Raw genomic sequence first — 15,608 nt, 5'->3', positions numbered from 1 at the left:
TTAGCCCAAGCTGGGCACGGCGCTGGCGGGACGTTGGATATCCTCGACCCCCATGCGCAACCCGCGTCCGATCCGATGCACCAGCGCGATCCACGCGCGGGCGGTGTCGGCGGGTAGGGTGTCGGTCGCGATCTCTTCAAACAGGGCGATCCACGGGTCGAAATGCTCGGGCCGCACGTTGCCGGCCTGCATATGGGCGCGCATCGGATTGCCCTCGTAACCCGGCTCGCGCAGGATCGCGCCGCGCCAGAAGCGGGTGATCAGGGTGATATGTGTGTCCCATTCCGCGTCCGTCGTCCCGACATGCCCGTTGAAGATCGGCCCAAGCTGCGGATGCACCCGGATGCGCGCGTAAAACCGCGCCAGAACCGTGTCGATCTGGTCGGGTGTGATGTCGAAAAGCTGCAGCGGATTGGGGGTGTGGGACATGGGAACCTCTTTCCCGACTGAAATAGTCGGTATCGCGCACGCCGCCAAGCCCCCACGGATGGACAATTCAGCGCAGCCCGCCCGCCCATCATGGCTTTACGCCACGCCCCCACGGGCCTATAACGCGCCCATGATGCACGCCAAAGCGATCATTATTCGAATTATATGCCCGGCGCTCTGATCCAGACGAGCCGCCGGGACAAGGCGCATGGACCTACGCGCCGCCCTTTCTTCGACATTGACGACTTATCCTGAAAAGGACCGGACACATGTGTGCCGACACACCCGAATATAAAGACACGCTGACCCTTCCCGTAACCGATTTCCCGATGCGCGCTGGCCTGCCCAAGCGCGAGCCCGAATGGCTGGCCCGGTGGGAAAAGATCGGCGTCTATGACCGCCTGCGTGAAACCGCTGGCGACCGCGAGCCCTTCATCCTGCACGATGGCCCCCCCTATGCGAACGGCCACCTGCATATCGGCCACGCGCTGAACAAAACCATCAAGGACATGATCGTGCGCTCGCATCAGATGATGGGCCATGATGCACGCTATGTTCCAGGCTGGGACTGCCACGGTCTGCCCATCGAATGGAAGATCGAGGAACAGTACCGCAAGAAGGGCAAGAACAAAGACGACGTGGACGTTGTCGACTTCCGTCAGGAATGCCGCAAGTTCGCCGAGGGCTGGATCGACATCCAGCGCGACGAGTTCAAACGTCTGGGCATCACCGGCAAGTGGGACAACCCCTATCTGACGATGGATTTCCACGCCGAGCGCGTGATCGCCGAGGAGTTTATGAAGTTCCTGATGAACGGCACGCTGTATCAGGGCTCGAAGCCCGTGATGTGGTCGCCGGTCGAAAAGACCGCGCTGGCCGAGGCTGAGATCGAGTACCACGACCACAAGTCGCACACGATTTGGGTGCCGTTCAGTTTTGCGAATGCCGAAGGCGATCTGGCCGAGGCGCGCGTCGTGATCTGGACCACCACCCCGTGGACGATCCCGTCGAACAAGGCCGTCGCGTATAACGACAAGATTTCTTATGGCCTCTACCGTGTTGACGCGACCGAGGAAGAAAGCTGGACCGCAGCGGGTCAGCTTTACATCTTCGCCGATGCGCTGGCCGAGGACGCGCTGGGTAAGTCCCGCGTGACCGAGTTCACGCGCGTACGTGACGTGGCTGCGGATGAGTTGGCCGGGCTGATCTGTAAGCACCCGTTTAATGGTGCCGATGGTGCTGACGGGTTCTGGGACTACGACGTTCCGATGATCGACGGCGATCACGTGACCGACGACGCAGGCACGGGTTTCGTGCACACCGCGCCCAGCCACGGTGCCGACGACTATGAAGCGTTCGTTGCCCGCAACTGGATCGACCGCATGACCCACAATGTGGGCGAGGAATCGGAATTCCTTCCCCACGTGCCGTTCTTCGCGGGCCTTCAGGTCTTTGACCGCAAGGGCAAGGAAGGCAAAGCCAACAACGCCGTGATCGCCAAGCTGGTCGAGGCCGGTGGCATCATTGCGCGTGGTCGCGTGACGCACTCCTATCCTCACTCGTGGCGTTCGAAAGCGCCGATCGTCTTCCGCAACACGCCGCAGTGGTTTGCATCGGTCGATAAAGAAGTTGGCGACGGGCAGGACGAGATGGGCAAGACCATCCGCGAACGTGCGCTCAACTCGATCGACCAACTGGTGCAGTGGTGGCCGCAGACCGGCCGCAACCGCCTGTATTCGATGATCGAGGCTCGCCCGGATTGGGTTCTGTCGCGTCAGCGCGCGTGGGGTGTTCCGCTGACCTGCTTTACCAAGAAAGGTCTGCTGCCGACCGACGAAGGCTTCCTGCTGCGCGATCCCGCCGTCAACGCCCGCATCGCCGAAGCGTTCGAGGCCGAAGGTGCAGATGCATGGTACGCCGACGGCGCGAAAGAGCGGTTCCTTGGCAACGAGCACAACGCTGACGAATGGGAGCAGGTTTTCGACGTGCTCGACGTATGGTTCGACTCTGGCTCGACCCACTCGTTCGTGCTGCGTGACCGTGAAGACGGCACGCCGGACGGCATCGCCGATGTCTACATGGAAGGCACCGACCAGCACCGCGGGTGGTTCCACTCGTCGCTGTTGCAAGCTTGCGGCACCAAGGGCCGTGCGCCTTACAAGAACGTCGTGACCCACGGCTTCACGCTGGACGAAAAGGGCATGAAAATGTCCAAGTCGCTGGGCAACACCATCGTGCCCGAGCAGGTCGTGAAACAGTATGGCGCCGACATTCTGCGCCTTTGGGTGGCCCAGACGGATTACACGGTCGATCAGCGGATCGGGCCGGAAATCCTGAAAGGGGTTGCCGACAGCTATCGCCGTTTGCGCAACACGATGCGCTTCATGCTGGGCAATCTGCATGGGTTTGATGAGGCCGAGCGTGTAGACGTTGCTGACATGCCAGAGCTGGAGCGCTGGGTGCTGCACCGTCTGGCCGAACTGGATCACGTCGTTCGCGACGGCTATCGCAAGTTTGACTTCCAGGGCGTGTTCTCGGCCGTGTTCAACTTCGCGACTGTGGACCTGTCGAGCTTCTATTTCGACATCCGTAAGGACGCGCTGTATTGCGATGGGGCCGACAGCCTGAACCGCCGCGCCGCGCGCACCGTTCTGGACATCCTGTTCCACCGCCTGACCACCTGGCTGGCCCCGGTTCTGGTCTTCACCATGGAAGACGTGTGGTTGGAGCGTTTCCCGGGCGACGACAGCTCGGTCCATTTGGTCGACTTCCCCGACACGCCCGCCGATTGGCTGGACGAGCCGCTGGCGGCGAAATGGGCAGGCATCCGTCAGGTGCGCCGCGTGGTCACCGCCGCGTTGGAAATCCAGCGTCGCGACAAGGTGATTGGGGCGTCTTTGGAAGCCGCGCCGGTTGTGCATGTGCGTGACGAGGACGTGCTGGGATCGCTGAAGTCGGTGAACTTCGCGGATGTGTCGATCACGTCTCAGATTGTTCTGACGAATGACCCGCTGCCCGCCGAAGCCTTCCGCGTGCCGGAAGTTGAAGGCGTGGGCGTGGTGTTCGAGAAAGCCTCGGGCGAGAAATGTCAGCGCTGCTGGAAAATCTTGCCGGATGTGGGCAGCCACGATCACGCGGGTGTTTGCGGCCGCTGCGACGACGCGCTGAGCTAAGGGGGCTCACGGTGTGAGCCTGAGGGGCGCTGCCCCTCGGCCTGCGGCCTCACCCCGAGGTATTTGAAGCAAGAGGAAGAGGGGCGCTTGGGTGCCCCTTTTGTCATGAACCGGATTGCGGGGCGTGTTGGGCGCGGGCAAGATGGCTTTATGAATGTTGCGGTGGTGGATAGCCCGGTTGGGCGTTTGGGGGTTGTGGACGAGGGTGGCAAGATCACGCGTCTCCGCTGGAATGTTGACCCGGAAGGCGAGATGACACCCGTTCTGGCCGAGGCGCAGGCGCAGTTGCGCGCCTATTTCGACGGGACACTGACCGTGTTTGATCTGCCTACCCATGTCGCGGGCAGCGACTTTCAGCGCGCGGTCTGTGATGCCATGTCCGCGATCCCGTTTGGCGAGACGATGACCTATGGCGAGCTTGCCAAGCTGACGGGCAATTCGGCGCAGGCGGTGGGGAATGCTTGCGGCGCGAACCCCATTCCGATCATCATCCCGTGCCATCGTGTGATGGGGGCTGGAAACAAGCTGGTTGGATTTTCCGGCGCGGGCGGGGTTGAGACGAAAGTTCAGCTGTTGCGTCTTGAAGGGGCCGCTGGATTGCTTATCTGAAAAGTTCGTCCCAAAAGGGACGCCAGGACGATGGGCGCGGGGGCCACACAAGGGGACAGCAATGGCGACAGTTTTGAACGTCAAAGGCGTGACCAAGACCTATGAGGGCGGTCACCAGGCGCTGAAAGGCGTGGATCTTGAGATCGAAGAGGGCGAGATTCTGGCGCTGCTTGGGCCGAATGGCGCGGGTAAGACGACTTTGATTTCAATTATTTGCGGGATAGCGACAGCGACCTCGGGCACGATCACCGTGGGCGGCTATGACCATGCGCGTGACTATCGCGCAGCCCGCAACTTGATCGGACTGGTTCCGCAGGAAATTAATCTGGAACCGTTTGAGACCGTGATGAACTCGGTCCGGTTTTCGCGCGGTCTGTTTGGAAAGCCGCGTGACGATGCGCGGATTGAAGAGATCCTGAAGCTGCTCAGCCTGCATGACAAGAAAGACAACCGGATCATGACGCTGTCGGGCGGGATGAAGCGCCGGGTGCTGATTGCCAAGGCGCTGTGCCACGATCCGAAAATCCTGTTCTTGGATGAACCCACAGCGGGCGTCGATGTCGAGCTGCGCAAAGACATGTGGGAGATCGTCGCGCGGCTGAAAGAGACCGGTGTAACCGTGATCCTGACCACTCACTACATTGAAGAAGCCGAGGCGATGGCGGATCGGATCGGGGTGATTTCGAAAGGTGAGATCCTGCTGGTCGAAGAGAAAGATGCGCTGATCAAGCGGCTTGGGCAGAAGGAGCTGTTGATCGAGCTGGACGCACCGATTGACGCGGTGCCCGAGGCGCTGGCGCACTATCCGCTGAGTGTCTCGGACGAGGGCGGGCTGATCTATTCCTATGATGCGCAGGCAGGCCATACCGGGATTACTGGGCTGTTGTCGGATCTGCGCGAGGCGGGGCTGCATCTGGCGGATCTGTCGACGCGCCAAAGCTCTTTGGAAGATATCTTCGTCGATCTGGTGAAGGAGGACGCGGCATGAACTGGAACGCCATCGCGGCCATCTATCGTTTTGAAATGGCACGTACTTTCCGCACGCTGGTGCAGTCGGTCATCTCGCCCGTGCTGTCCACCTCGCTTTATTTCATCGTCTTTGGCGCGGCGATTGGCTCGCGTATCGATCAGGTCGAGGGCGTCAGCTATGGCGCGTTCATCGTGCCCGGTCTGATCATGTTGACGGTACTGACGCAGAGCACGTCGAACGCATCCTTCGGGATCTATTTCCCGAAGTTCATCGGAACGGTGTATGAGCTGCTCTCCGCCCCGATTTCGTTCTACGAAATTGTTATCGGCTATGTCGGTGCGGCGGCAACAAAAGCGTTCATGATCGGCATGATCATTTTCGTGACGGCGCATTTCTTTGTGGATCTGACCATCGCGCATCCGGTCTGGATGGTGTTGTTCCTGCTGCTAACCTGTATCAGTTTCGCCCTTCTGGGTTTCATCATCGGGATCTGGGCGGGCAATTTCGAGCAACTGCAACTGGTGCCCATGCTGGTGATCACGCCGCTGGTGTTCCTTGGCGGCTCGTTCTATTCGATCTCGATGCTGCCACCCGTGTGGCAGACAATTACGCTGTTCAACCCGGTGGTCTATCTGATCTCGGGCTTTCGCTGGGCCTTTTTCGGACAGGCGGATGTGGCGCTTGGTTGGTCGGTCGCAGCGATTGTCGTCTTCATGGCGGCGTGTCTGTTCACCATCGGGTGGATCTTCCGCACCGGATATAAGCTGCGCTCTTGACGTGCGGGTATGCCACATATGGGAAAAAGCGTGATCGGCTCACCCTTGTTAGACGGGGGTGGGCCATCTAAATGTCAGCCATGATCGAACGTCTTCCTTTTGTGAAAAAATCCCCCACGGTGGCCGTTGTGCGCCTGACGGGCATGATTGCCACGGGCACCCGTGGGCAGTTGAATGATGCGGCGATGGCCCCGGCGATTGAGCGCGCCTTTCGCAAAGGGAAGCCCGCGGCGGTGGCCCTTGTGATCAACTCGCCGGGCGGCAGCCCAGTACAATCCAGCCTAATCGCCGCGCGCATTCGCAGGCTGGCGGCTGAAAAAGAGGTCCCCGTTTATGCGTTCGTCGAGGATGTTGCAGCCTCGGGCGGCTATTGGCTGGCGACTGCGGCGGACGAGATCTATGCGGATGAAAGCTCGATCCTTGGGTCGATCGGCGTGATCTCGGCCGGGTTTGGCCTAACCGGGTTGATCGAGAAGATCGGGGTCGAGCGTCGCGTGCATACCGCGGGCAAGTCGAAGTCGATGATGGACCCGTTCCAGCCTGAAAAGCCCGAGGATGTGAAGCGGCTGAAGGCGCTTCAGGAAGACATTCACACCGCGTTCAAGACACAGGTGGAAACCCGACGTGCGGGCAAGCTGGCCGAAGGCGAAGACCTGTTTACCGGAGATATCTGGCTGGGCCGCACCGCCATCGAGAAGGGCTTGGCTGACGGGATTGGCCACCTGGTGCCAACCATGAAAGAGAAATACGGTGATAAGGTGCGCTTTCGCGTCTATGGCCCACGTCGTGGGCTACTCAGCCGTTTCGGGATGCGCATGATCTCGGACACTCTAGTGACCATCGAGGAGCGCGCGGAATACGCCCGTTTTGGTCTGTAAATGGTCATCAAGATTGTTGCCCTCTTTCTGGTTGCGATGGCTGTGCTGGCGATGTTTGGCAAGTTGCGCTATCCCGGCCAACAGCGTATCGAAGCGATGAAATGCCCCCGTTGCGGGCGCTATAAGCTGGGGAAATCCCCCTGTGACTGCAAGGGAAAGGGCTGAGCCTTGGATCTGATTTTTGCCTCGCTTGGCCTAGTGATCCTTTTGCTTGCGGGCGACAGCCTTGTGCGCGGGGCGGTGAATATGTCGCTGCGCCTTGGTGTGCCTGCGATGATCGTGTCTTTGACCATCGTGGCCTTTGGCACCTCTGCGCCTGAACTTTTGATCTCGGTACAGTCGATCGCCGAAGGTGTCCCGGGTCTGGCGATGGGGAACGTGGTCGGATCGAACACCGCCAACATCCTTTTGGTTCTGGGTGTACCGGCACTGATGGCGGGGCTGTCCACCAAGACCTGTGACAGCCGCAAAAGCTATCTGCAGATGATGGGCGCGACGCTGCTGTTCATCGTCTTGGCTTTCGGGGGCGAGTTTGCATGGCCACAGGGCATCGCATTGCTGGCCGCATTGGCCCTGATCCTTGGGTCCGCCTTCAAAGAGGCAATGCGCCATCGCCGTGCTGTCTGCATGGGCGAAGAGGACGAAACCGAAGAAGACGAGGATGTCGAAGGTGCCGATCCCGACATGCCGTGGTGGAAGGTCATCATGTTCCTTCTTCTGGGCCTGATCGGTTTGCCCTTGGGCGCGGACCTTCTGGTGGATTCCTCGACCAACATCGCCCGCCACTATGGCGTCTCGGAAACCGTGATCGGCCTGACGCTGGTCGCGCTGGGCACCTCGCTGCCTGAACTTGCCACCACCGTGATGGCCGCGTTGCGCCGACAAGCCGATGTGGCCTTGGGCAACGTGATCGGTTCAAACATGTTCAACCTCTTGGCCATTATCGGCATCGCGTCGATTGTCGGTCCGATCCCGGTCGAGCCGGGCATCCTTCAGTTTGACCTGTGGGTCATGCTGGGCGCGTCGCTGCTGTTGGCCCCGTTTGTCTTCTGGAGATGGCACATGGGCCGTGTCTGGGGCATTTTGCTGTCGGCGCTCTATATCGTTTATGTGCTGATCGTTCTGGGGAACGCATGATGCAAGTGAAACGCGCATTGGTGACCGGGGCTGGGGCACGGCTTGGACGTGCGATGGCGGTCGAGCTTGCCCGTCATGGCTTTGACGTCGCGGTGCATTACAGCAGCTCGGCGGAGGGTGCGGCAGAGACCGTGGAGGCGGTCGAGGCTTTGGGTCAACGCGCCGTCGCCCTGCAAGCGGATTTCCTGAAGTTGGACGAGGTTCAGGCGTTGGTGCCGCGCGCGGCGGACGCCTTGGGTGGCCCGCTGTCGGTGTTGGTGAACAACGCCTCGATTTTTGAGTATGACCGCATCGGCACCGTCTCGGCGGACAGTTGGGACCGCCACATGGCGTCGAACCTGCGCGCGCCTTTGTTCCTGACACAGGAATTCGCTGCGCAAGCGCCGCAAGCCACGATGGACGACAACGGCGAGCAACTGGCCCAAGCGCTTGTCGTCAATATGCTGGACCAGCGGGTACAGAAGCTGACGCCGGAATTCATGACCTACTCCCTCGCCAAACACGGCCTGTGGACACTGACGCAAACGGCGGCGCAGGCGCTGGCCCCGCAGGTGCGGGTCAATGGGATTGCGCCGGGGTCCACGATGATCGGCGCACGCCAGTCGCAAGACCACTTTGACGCGCAACGGGCTGGATCGATCCTGAAGCGCGGTCCGAACCCGGAAGACATCACGGCGGCGCTGACTTATCTGCTGATGGCCCCCGCGGTGACCGGACAAATGATCGCTGTGGATGGCGGTCAACACCTTGGTTGGCAGACCCCGGACGTCATCGGAAAACCCAGCTAATCCTGACCTTTCGGCGAGGCTTCCTCACCTGCCCTAGCGGAAGTTGTGCACCTGTGAAGTAGTCTCATTTTTTAACGTTTGTTTTTCGCAATGATTTCACGTGTTTACAGAAGGTTCATATTTCTTTCGTTGAAAAACAATGACTTACGGATGCGCCTAAAAATTAGGCACTCCGACGAAAGCGGCTAAAAACAACGGAAAATCCCGCAAGACGACAACATGTCCTCAGACTTATCCACAGAAACTGTGGGAATGTTTTCTCTTGTGTCCGAAACGATAAGATTGCAGCGGGAAAAAGAATCAAGAAAGATGCCCCATGACGCGCGATAAGCAGGACACATCTGAGGTTGAGGCGCCGGTGCAAACCGGCCACGAGGTGATCCAGTCCTACCTGAAAACGCTAGATAACTCGCCCGGTGTGTATCGCATGCTCGATACCAAGGGACGGGTACTGTACGTTGGAAAGGCACGCAGCCTGAAGAAGCGCGTGTCGAACTATGCCAAGCCGACGGGGCATAGCGCACGGATTGCGCGGATGATCAGCCAGACCGCCTCGATGATGTTTCTGACCACGCGCACAGAAACCGAGGCGTTGCTGCTTGAGCAGAACCTGATCAAGCAACTGAAGCCGCATTTCAATGTGCTGCTGCGCGACGACAAAAGCTTTCCGAATATTCTGCTGACGGGGCATGAGTTTCCGCAGATCAAAAAGCATCGCGGCGCGCGGAAAGAGAAGGGCCAGTATTTCGGCCCCTTTGCCAGCGCGGATGCGGTGAACCGGACGTTGAACCAGCTGCAGAAAGTATTCCTGTTGCGCAACTGTACGGATGCCACTTTCGACGCGCGCTCGCGTCCTTGCCTGCAGTATCAGATCAAACGCTGCGCCGGGCCATGTGTGGGCAAGATCGATGCCGAAGGCTATGGCACGCTGGTGCAGGATGCTGTGGACTTTCTGTCGGGGCGCACGACCAAGATGCAGGAAAGCTTGGCGGCCGATATGGAGGCCGCCTCCGCAGCGATGGAGTTCGAAAAGGCCGCCGTGCTGCGTGACCGGATCCGCGCGTTGACGCAGGTGCAGCAGTCGCAGGGGATCAACCCGCGTGGTGTGGCCGAGGCCGATGTGATCGCGCTGCATATGGAGGGTGGTCAGGCCTGTGTGCAGGTCTTCTTCATCCGCGCCAACCAGAACTGGGGCAACCGCGATTTCTATCCGCGCACCGGTGCAGGGGCCGGGCCGGGCGAGGTGCTGCAAGCCTTTGTCGGGCAGTTCTATGACCAGAAGGACCCTCCGCGTTTGATCCTGTTGTCGGACCCGCTGGATGAGCAGGACCTTATGGCCGAAGCCCTAACCGAGAAGCTGGGCCGAAAGGTCGAGCTGTCGGTCCCGCAGCGTGGCGAGAAGTCCGAGCTGGTCGCGGGCGCCCAACGCAACGCCCGCGAAAGCCTTGGCCGTAAGATGGCCGAGACCGCGACACAGGCGAAACTGCTGGATGGTATGGCCGAGGCGTTCGATCTGGACGGCCCGCCCCAACGGATCGAAGTTTACGACAACTCGCATATCCAAGGGGCGCATGCGGTCGGCGCGATGATTGTGGCGGGGCCGGAAGGCTACATGAAAAGCCAGTACCGCAAGTTCAATATCAAGGGCGATGATCTGACGCCGGGCGATGACTTCGGCATGATGAAAGAGGTTCTGACCCGCCGCTTTAAACGTCTGCTCAAGGAAGACCCCGACCGTGAGGGCGAGGGGTGGCCGGGCTTGCTTCTGATCGACGGCGGGGCCGGGCAGGTCAGCGCTGTGCACGAGATCATGGAGGAGTTGGGCGTGACCGACATTCCGATGATCGGCGTGGCCAAGGGTGTGGACCGCGATCACGGCAAGGAAGAATTCCACCGTCGCGGCCAGCGCCCCTTTGCGCTGAAACGCAATGACCCGGTGCTCTACTTCATCCAGCGGCTGCGCGATGAAGCACACCGCTTTGCCATCGGAACCCACCGTGCCAAGCGTGCCAAGGCGCAGGGCGCGACCCCGCTGGACGAGGTGCCGGGCGTTGGCGCCACCCGCAAACGCGCGCTGCTGGCGCATTTCGGATCGGCCAAGGCGGTCAGCCGCGCGGGGCTGGACGACTTGAAGGCGGTGGATGGCATTTCAGAAACACTTGCAGAAACCATCTATGGCTTCTTCCATGACCGGGCCTGACACGGTATTGAAAAGCTTATGAAATGGACCTTGCCTAATATCCTGACATTGTCGCGGCTGATCGCAGCCCCGGCCGTGGCGATCATGTTTTTGTATTTCGCCCGCCCTCTGGCGGATTGGCTGGCGCTGATCTTGTTCCTGTCAGCGGCAGCGACCGACTGGCTGGACGGCTACTTGGCGCGCAAGTGGCAGCAGGAAAGCAAGATGGGCGCGATGCTTGACCCGATTGCCGACAAGGCGATGGTGGTCATCGCGCTGATGGTGATCGTGGGCTATTCTGACGTCTACTGGACCCCGTGGCTGGTGCTGCCCGCCACGGTGATCCTGTTCCGCGAGGTCTTCGTCTCGGGCCTGCGCGAGTTTCTGGGCGATACCGCAGGCACACTGAAAGTGACCAAGCTGGCCAAGTGGAAAACCACCGCACAGATGGTCGCCATCGCGATTCTGTTCTCGCGTGGTATCTTCGAACATCACCTTGTGATGGGCTCGTTCGGTATGGACCAAGCCATGTTCGACCAGATCATGCTGGGCGAGGTCGAGGACGTGAATGGTCTGCGTGGTTACTACAACGGGATGATCTGGTCGGGACGTGTTGGGCTGGTTCTGTTGTGGATTGCAGGTCTGCTGACGGTCATCACCGGCTGGGATTACTTCCGCAAGGCGCTGCCCCATTTGAAAGAGGATGACGCATGATCGACGTGATGTATTTCGCTTGGGTCCGCGAACGGATCGGCGAGCCGCGCGAACGGGTCGAGACCTCGGCCGCGACGGTGGCCGAATTGGTCGACGAATTGCGCGCCCGCGAACCGCGCTATGCGGCTGCTTTTGAAGACCTCTCGGCACTGCGTGTGGCGCTGGATCAGGAACTGTCTGACTTCGATGCCTCGCTTGAGGGCGTGCGTGAGGTGGCGTTCTTCCCCCCGATGACGGGTGGCTAAGATGACGGTTCGCGTTCAAACCGAAAGTTTCGATCAGGGCGCCGAGCTGACCGGCTTTGCCCAAGGGCGCAGCGATCTGGGCGCGGTGGTCAGCTTTACCGGCATCGTTCGCGACGAAGCAGGCACGCTCGACCGGATGGAGATCGAGCACTATCCCGGCATGACCGAGAAGGCGATTTCCTCCATCGTGGACGAAGCCACACGTCGCTGGTCCTTGGCGGATTGTTTGGTGATCCATCGCCACGGCCGGCTTCGGCCCGGGGATCAGATCATGATGGTGGCGACGGCCTCGGCGCATCGCGTGGCGGCCTTTGAAGCAGCAGAGTTCCTGATGGATTATCTGAAGTCCCGCGCGCCGTTCTGGAAGAAAGAGTTTACCAAGGATGGCAGCACCGATTGGGTGGATGCTAAGGTGAATGACGAGGACGCTCTGAAACGATGGAAAGAGTGAAACCTGTTTCGCGCCCGTCAGAGTATTGCTTTGGCGCTTAGGCTTTTTCAGGAATAATCTGTTGCGCGATCCCGGCCCCCAGCAGATAGATCGACGTCACGACCAGCCCCCAATGCGCCCAGCTTTCCGGGTGGAAATCGACCCATGCCGCCCATGCCGCAAATCCGGTCCATGCCAAAGCCATCGGCAGGCTGATCGGGCGCCAGCGCTCGGTGCGGACCGGGTGAATGAACTTCAGGGGCAAGAACATGGCAACCGCGATGGCGGTGACCAGCGCGGTCATGACCCAGAAATTCGGCTCGGTCGCGAAAAGCACCAGAATGACCATGTTCCAGCAGCCGGGGAAGCCGGAAAAGCTGTTATCCTTGGTCTTCATCCGCGTATCCGCGAAGTAGACGACGCTGGTGAAGGTGATCACGATGATCGCAAACCAGCCGGTCCAGCCGGGCATCAGGCCCGATTTGAACAGCGCATAGGCCGGGATGAACACATAAGTCAGATAGTCGATGATCAGGTCCATCAAGACGCCGTCATATTGCGGCGCGTTGACCTTGACCTGATAGCGGCGGGCCAGCGGGCCGTCGATGCCGTCTACGATGAAAGCGACCACCAGCCACAGGAACATCAGCCCCCATTTCTCGTCTACGGCGGCAAGCATCGCCAGCATGGCGAAGACGGCTCCGGTTGCGGTCAGCAGATGGACGAGCAGGGCTTTGGTCTGAATGTTCATCCGCGCTTTGTGCCGGAAAATCGCATTGGTGGAAAGCGAAAACCTGTGGCGCGTCAGGCGCGAGGGTGGGCGGCGTTATAGACCTCGACCAGCTTGGACGTGTCCAGCGCGGTATAGCCCTGCGTGGTGGATAGGCTGGCATGACCCAAAAGCTCTTGAATGGCGCGCAGATCCCCGCCCGAGGCCAGAAGATGCGTAGCAAAGCTGTGGCGCAAAGCGTGCGGCGTGGCCGTGGCGGGCAGGCCCAGTTGCAGGCGTACCTGCTGCATCATTTTCTGCACCTGTCGCGCCCCTAGCGCTCCGCCACGTACACCGCGAAACAGTGGAAGGTCAGTGGCTTCGGGATGGGGGCAGAGGGTGCGATATGCCTCGACCGCGTCGCGGGCGGCGGGCAGGACCGGCACCAACCGTTCCTTGTTGCCTTTGCCGCGAATGCGCAGCACCTCGCCCAGCGGGGCATCGGCGCAGGTCAGGCCAAGGGCTTCCGAGATACGCAGCCCGCAGCCATACAGAAGTGTTACAACCGCCAGATCCCGCGCGCCGACCCAGTCGTGACGCGATTGCAGCGGGGCCATGTCCCGCACGGCCTGCGCCGCATCGGGCGACAGTGGACGCGGGAGTTTTTTGGCGAATTTCGGGCTGCGGGTGGACAGGACGGCGGTCGCGTCAAATCCATCTTGCTCGCTCAGCCAACTGTAAAAGCTTTTCACCGCCGACAACGCCCGCGCTAAGCTGCGTGTGCCAATGCCGCGCGCGCGTTCGGACGCCATCCAGGCCCGCATATCGCTGATCGTCACGCGGGCCAGCGCGCCGCGCCCGGCCTCGCCGCCCAGATGAGTGGCCATGAAGCCCAGAAATCCGCTGATGTCGGCCTGATAGGCTTTGATCGTGTTCTCGGACGCCGCATCCAGCGCGCGTTTGTGGTCCAGAAATAACGAGAGCGCGTCCCGCGTTCCGGGTGGGATTGCAAGAGATCCCTCGCGGCTCATGACAGCCAGCGGCGCATCGCGCGTTCAAAAACGCCCCCGAAGAATTCCAGCAGGTCCGTGCCCTGCCCGGGGCGAAATTGGGACAGGTCCTCGGCGCCCAGAACCAGCATGCCGGGCAGCCGCCCTTCGCCAAGGTCCAGAACGATGCAGGCCTCGGACCGGATCCAGTAGCTGCAATCGCCATAAATGTCGGGGTCTTTTTCGTGCATCTGGCGCAGGAAAACAGTGCGTCGATCCGGGCCAGCGGCTTGTCCCAGATACTCGTCGATAAATCCGGCAGGGAGTGTCGAGATCACGGATCCAAGGCGATCAAGCGCCGCCTCTTTGGTGTCCTGTTCGGTTTCCAGCACAAGACGGATGCAGTCAATTTTCAGGGTCTCGGTGACCTCGCCGTCCAGATCCTTCATGAAAGCGGCAAAATCGGTCGGGTCCAGCATGCGCAGAACGGCGCGATGGATCAGCGCCACGCCCGAGACATTCTCATACGCCGCAGCCACAACGGATCTGTGCGTGTCTTCCAGACGACCCAACCGGTCGCTCAGCCGGTCCATCGCAGCGCCACGCAGATCGACGATATTCGTCCCCATCTGACGTTCATGCGCGTTGACCAAGGCGTTCATGATGTCCTGGTCGTTCAAAATAGTTTCGGGCTGCGCGATCAGATGCGCGCGCAGATCGTCATCCAGTGCCGGGATACTGCTCATGGCTGCCTCGATGTTTTTTGTCGTTTTCGAGATGTTACACCACGCAGGCGGGTGATGTCCAAAAAACGGGCATGGGCCTGAAATAGAAAAGGGGGCCGTGGCCCCCTCGTCACATGCTTTTATGCAAGACCGGCTTACAGGATCTTGATGTCAGCGGCTTTGATGTCGGCCAGGAATGCGTCCAGACCTTTATCGGTCAGAACGTGTTTCGCCATCGCCTGAATGACCGAGGGCGGCGCCGTGGCAACGTCGGCACCAACCAGTGCGGCGTCTTTCATGTGGTTCACATTGCGGATCGAGGCGGCCAGGATCTGCGTGTCGAACATGTAGTTGTCATAGATGGTGCGGATGTCTTCGATCAGCTCCATACCATCCAGGTTGATGTCGTCCAGACGCCCGATGAAGGGCGAGATGAAGGTCGCGCCAGCTTTCGCCGCCAGCAGCGCTTGGTTGGCCGAGAAGCACAGGGTCACGTTGACCATGGTGCCTTCGTCCGACAGGGTCTTACAGGCTTTCAGCCCGTCCCATGTCAGCGGCACTTTTACGGCGATGTTGTCAGCGATCTTGGCCAGCTTGCGGCCTTCGGCGATCATGGTGTCGGCGTCGACAGCGGTGACTTCGGCCGAGACGGGGCCGTCCACGATGTCACAGATCTCTTTCGTGACCTCGATGATGTCGCGGCCCGACTTTTTGATGATCGAGGGGTTGGTGGTCACACCGTCCACCATGCCAAGGTCGTTCAGTTCCTTGATGGCGTCGATGTCGGCGGTATCTGCAAAGAATTTCATGTGCGCGTATCCTGCGGAAGTTTGCGTTTGCGCTCTCTTACCCCATGG

The 15,608-nt window shown here is 60.3% G+C and carries 17 protein-coding genes; 12 read left to right on the top strand and 5 right to left on the bottom strand.

All coding sequences use genetic code 11. The features are described from left to right. Nucleotides 1–429 (bottom strand): group III truncated hemoglobin, encoded by a 429-nt coding sequence (locus EOL43_RS00645; RefSeq protein ID WP_133484867.1) that lies wholly within the window; start codon nt 427–429, stop codon nt 1–3. A gap of 269 nt (nt 430–698) precedes the next feature. Between EOL43_RS00645 and ileS the strand changes: the two genes are divergently transcribed. From ileS to EOL43_RS00590, 12 genes are all read left to right on the top strand, one after another. After that, on the top strand, nt 699–3,602 hold the full coding sequence (ileS, locus tag EOL43_RS00640) for an isoleucine--tRNA ligase (RefSeq protein ID WP_133484866.1): 2,904 nt from the start codon (nt 699–701) through the stop codon (nt 3,600–3,602). A gap of 150 nt (nt 3,603–3,752) precedes the next feature. After that, complete coding sequence (locus tag EOL43_RS00635; RefSeq protein WP_133485517.1) at nt 3,753–4,211, top strand: methylated-DNA--[protein]-cysteine S-methyltransferase; 459 nt, start codon at nt 3,753–3,755, stop codon at nt 4,209–4,211. A 61-nt stretch (nt 4,212–4,272) separates the two neighbouring features. Beyond that, complete coding sequence (locus EOL43_RS00630) at nt 4,273–5,199, top strand: ABC transporter ATP-binding protein (protein ID WP_133484865.1); 927 nt, start codon at nt 4,273–4,275, stop codon at nt 5,197–5,199. After that, nucleotides 5,196–5,957: an ABC transporter permease gene (locus tag EOL43_RS00625; RefSeq protein ID WP_133484864.1), complete on the top strand. Its 762-nt coding sequence runs from the start codon at nt 5,196–5,198 to the stop codon at nt 5,955–5,957. Before EOL43_RS00630 ends, EOL43_RS00625 begins: the two co-directional genes overlap by 4 nt. Before the next feature lie 80 nt (nt 5,958–6,037). Further along, nucleotides 6,038–6,835, top strand: coding sequence for a S49 family peptidase (locus EOL43_RS00620; protein ID WP_133484863.1), 798 nt, complete (start codon nt 6,038–6,040; stop codon nt 6,833–6,835). Beyond that, a complete protein-coding gene (locus EOL43_RS15310) occupies nt 6,836–7,000 on the top strand; it encodes a hypothetical protein (protein ID WP_166636176.1) in 165 nt (54 codons plus the stop codon). 3 nt (nt 7,001–7,003) lie between these two features. Continuing rightward, nucleotides 7,004–7,972 (top strand): calcium/sodium antiporter, encoded by a 969-nt coding sequence (locus EOL43_RS00615; RefSeq protein ID WP_133484862.1) that lies wholly within the window; start codon nt 7,004–7,006, stop codon nt 7,970–7,972. Beyond that, complete coding sequence (locus EOL43_RS00610; protein ID WP_133484861.1) at nt 7,969–8,760, top strand: SDR family oxidoreductase; 792 nt, start codon at nt 7,969–7,971, stop codon at nt 8,758–8,760. Before EOL43_RS00615 ends, EOL43_RS00610 begins: the two co-directional genes overlap by 4 nt. Nucleotides 8,761–9,076: 316 nt before the next feature. Beyond that, nucleotides 9,077–10,960, top strand: coding sequence for an excinuclease ABC subunit UvrC (uvrC, locus tag EOL43_RS00605; protein ID WP_133484860.1), 1,884 nt, complete (start codon nt 9,077–9,079; stop codon nt 10,958–10,960). 18 nt (nt 10,961–10,978) lie between these two features. Beyond that, the gene (pgsA, locus tag EOL43_RS00600; protein ID WP_133484859.1) at nt 10,979–11,653 is read left to right on the top strand and encodes a CDP-diacylglycerol--glycerol-3-phosphate 3-phosphatidyltransferase; all 675 of its coding nucleotides are present in this window, start codon (nt 10,979–10,981) and stop codon (nt 11,651–11,653) included. After that, nucleotides 11,650–11,898: a molybdopterin converting factor subunit 1 gene (gene moaD, locus EOL43_RS00595; RefSeq protein ID WP_133484858.1), complete on the top strand. Its 249-nt coding sequence runs from the start codon at nt 11,650–11,652 to the stop codon at nt 11,896–11,898. Before pgsA ends, moaD begins: the two co-directional genes overlap by 4 nt. Nucleotide 11,899: 1 nt before the next feature. Beyond that, nucleotides 11,900–12,349, top strand: coding sequence for a molybdenum cofactor biosynthesis protein MoaE (locus EOL43_RS00590; RefSeq protein ID WP_133484857.1), 450 nt, complete (start codon nt 11,900–11,902; stop codon nt 12,347–12,349). Between the two features lie 37 nt (nt 12,350–12,386). Here EOL43_RS00590 and EOL43_RS00585 read toward each other — a convergent pair whose 3' ends face one another. The 4 genes from EOL43_RS00585 to fsa form a co-directional block, all read right to left on the bottom strand. Further along, a complete protein-coding gene (locus EOL43_RS00585; protein ID WP_133484856.1) occupies nt 12,387–13,079 on the bottom strand; it encodes a CDP-alcohol phosphatidyltransferase family protein in 693 nt (230 codons plus the stop codon). Between the two features lie 53 nt (nt 13,080–13,132). Next, nucleotides 13,133–14,068, bottom strand: coding sequence for a tyrosine recombinase XerC (locus tag EOL43_RS00580; RefSeq protein WP_133484855.1), 936 nt, complete (start codon nt 14,066–14,068; stop codon nt 13,133–13,135). Next, entirely contained in the window at nt 14,065–14,772 is a 708-nt protein-coding gene (locus EOL43_RS00575; RefSeq protein WP_133484854.1) for a DUF484 family protein, read from the bottom strand. The genes EOL43_RS00580 and EOL43_RS00575 overlap by 4 nt, the downstream gene beginning before the upstream one ends. A gap of 134 nt (nt 14,773–14,906) precedes the next feature. Next, the gene (gene fsa, locus EOL43_RS00570; protein ID WP_133484853.1) at nt 14,907–15,560 is read right to left on the bottom strand and encodes a fructose-6-phosphate aldolase; all 654 of its coding nucleotides are present in this window, start codon (nt 15,558–15,560) and stop codon (nt 14,907–14,909) included. Between the last annotated feature and the right edge of the window lie 48 nt (nt 15,561–15,608).

It is taken from the genome of Aliiroseovarius marinus (genome assembly GCF_004360145.1).
GTDB classification, from domain to species: Bacteria; Pseudomonadota; Alphaproteobacteria; order Rhodobacterales; family Rhodobacteraceae; genus Aliiroseovarius; species Aliiroseovarius marinus.
This window is presented reverse-complemented; position numbering and strand designations above follow the sequence as displayed.

What these genes read in the sequence shown, in the direction of transcription:
- EOL43_RS00645 (WP_133484867.1), bottom strand. Translation starts at nt 429, where the DNA reads ATGTCCCACACCCCCAATCCGCTGCAGCTTTTCGACATCACACCCGAC.
- ileS (WP_133484866.1), top strand. Translation starts at nt 699, where the DNA reads ATGTGTGCCGACACACCCGAATATAAAGACACGCTGACCCTTCCCGTA.
- EOL43_RS00635 (WP_133485517.1), top strand. Translation starts at nt 3,753, where the DNA reads ATGAATGTTGCGGTGGTGGATAGCCCGGTTGGGCGTTTGGGGGTTGTG.
- EOL43_RS00630 (WP_133484865.1), top strand. Translation starts at nt 4,273, where the DNA reads ATGGCGACAGTTTTGAACGTCAAAGGCGTGACCAAGACCTATGAGGGC.
- EOL43_RS00625 (WP_133484864.1), top strand. Translation starts at nt 5,196, where the DNA reads ATGAACTGGAACGCCATCGCGGCCATCTATCGTTTTGAAATGGCACGT.
- EOL43_RS00620 (WP_133484863.1), top strand. Translation starts at nt 6,038, where the DNA reads ATGATCGAACGTCTTCCTTTTGTGAAAAAATCCCCCACGGTGGCCGTT.
- EOL43_RS15310 (WP_166636176.1), top strand. Translation starts at nt 6,836, where the DNA reads ATGGTCATCAAGATTGTTGCCCTCTTTCTGGTTGCGATGGCTGTGCTG.
- EOL43_RS00610 (WP_133484861.1), top strand. Translation starts at nt 7,969, where the DNA reads ATGATGCAAGTGAAACGCGCATTGGTGACCGGGGCTGGGGCACGGCTT.
- uvrC (WP_133484860.1), top strand. Translation starts at nt 9,077, where the DNA reads ATGACGCGCGATAAGCAGGACACATCTGAGGTTGAGGCGCCGGTGCAA.
- pgsA (WP_133484859.1), top strand. Translation starts at nt 10,979, where the DNA reads ATGAAATGGACCTTGCCTAATATCCTGACATTGTCGCGGCTGATCGCA.
- moaD (WP_133484858.1), top strand. Translation starts at nt 11,650, where the DNA reads ATGATCGACGTGATGTATTTCGCTTGGGTCCGCGAACGGATCGGCGAG.
- EOL43_RS00590 (WP_133484857.1), top strand. Translation starts at nt 11,900, where the DNA reads ATGACGGTTCGCGTTCAAACCGAAAGTTTCGATCAGGGCGCCGAGCTG.
- EOL43_RS00585 (WP_133484856.1), bottom strand. Translation starts at nt 13,079, where the DNA reads ATGAACATTCAGACCAAAGCCCTGCTCGTCCATCTGCTGACCGCAACC.
- EOL43_RS00580 (WP_133484855.1), bottom strand. Translation starts at nt 14,068, where the DNA reads ATGAGCCGCGAGGGATCTCTTGCAATCCCACCCGGAACGCGGGACGCG.
- EOL43_RS00575 (WP_133484854.1), bottom strand. Translation starts at nt 14,772, where the DNA reads ATGAGCAGTATCCCGGCACTGGATGACGATCTGCGCGCGCATCTGATC.
- fsa (WP_133484853.1), bottom strand. Translation starts at nt 15,560, where the DNA reads ATGAAATTCTTTGCAGATACCGCCGACATCGACGCCATCAAGGAACTG.